Source organism: Microbacterium sp. Leaf351 (assembly GCF_001423825.1).
GTDB lineage: Bacteria > Actinomycetota > Actinomycetes > Actinomycetales > Microbacteriaceae > Microbacterium > Microbacterium ginsengisoli.
The window spans coordinates 94,803-95,626 of sequence record NZ_LMPK01000034.1 but is presented as its reverse complement, the minus strand read 5'-3'; the positions used below and the strand labels follow the sequence as shown (position 1 = coordinate 95,626).

Below are 824 nucleotides of genomic sequence, written 5' to 3'. Positions count from 1 at the left end.
CCTCTACCTCGTGCGGCACGGTGAGCATCAGGACGCTCAGCACGGCCTTGAAGACGGCCCGCTCTCGCCCCGCGGCCGCCGGCAGGCAGAGCTCATCGCCGACCGCCTCTCGGGGGTTCCATTCGATGCGGTGTGGCATTCGCCGCTGCTACGCGCGGCTGAGACGGCGCGGGTGATCGCCGAACGACTGCCGTCGATCGACCGGCAACCGTCATCGCTGCTGTTCGATTGCATTCCGAGCGGTCCGAGTCCCGAGATGCCGCCGATCTTCGAGCCCTTCTTCGGCGGGGTGAGCGAGGAGGAGATCGATGCGGGGCGCGCGCAGATGGGCGACGCGACCGCGATGTTCCTGAGTCGCAAGCCGCAGGCCTCTCACGAGCTGATCATCACGCACAACGTCGTGATCGCCTGGTTCGTGCGGGAGGTCATGGAGGCGCCCGAGTGGCGATGGATGACCCTCAACCAGGCCAACTGCGGCCTCACCGTGCTCGCTCAGCGCACGGGCCGTCCATGGGTGCTCGTGTCGCACAACGACCTCGCTCACCTGCCGTTCGAACTGCGCACGGGGCTGCCCGAGGTGCCCCTGGTCTGAGCGGATGCCGCGGCATCCGCTCGCCACTCAGAGCCGCTTGCCGTACCAGCGCGTCGCGTTGGGGTTGTCGTTGTAGGGCGGGATCGTGACGAATCCGCTCGAGTCGTAGAGACCTGCCGCCGCCGTCAGAGAGTGGTGGGTGTCGAGCACGAGCTCGGTGGCGCCGAGCCGGCGCGCCTCGTCCTCGAGGGCATCGAGCAGCAGGCGTCCCCACCCGCGCCCCCGGCCGATC

Annotated in this window: 2 protein-coding genes; one reads left to right on the top strand and one right to left on the bottom strand. The window is 68.9% G+C overall.

Features of this window, described 5'->3' with window-relative positions:
- Nucleotides 1-592 (top strand): histidine phosphatase family protein (locus ASG00_RS10595; protein WP_056209406.1); only part of this gene is annotated, 592 nt, incomplete at its 5' end.
- Between the two features lie 27 nt (nt 593-619).
- Here ASG00_RS10595 and ASG00_RS18100 read toward each other — a convergent pair.
- The coding region (locus ASG00_RS18100; protein ID WP_235559489.1) for a GNAT family N-acetyltransferase at nt 620-824 on the bottom strand (205 nt) is incomplete at its 5' end.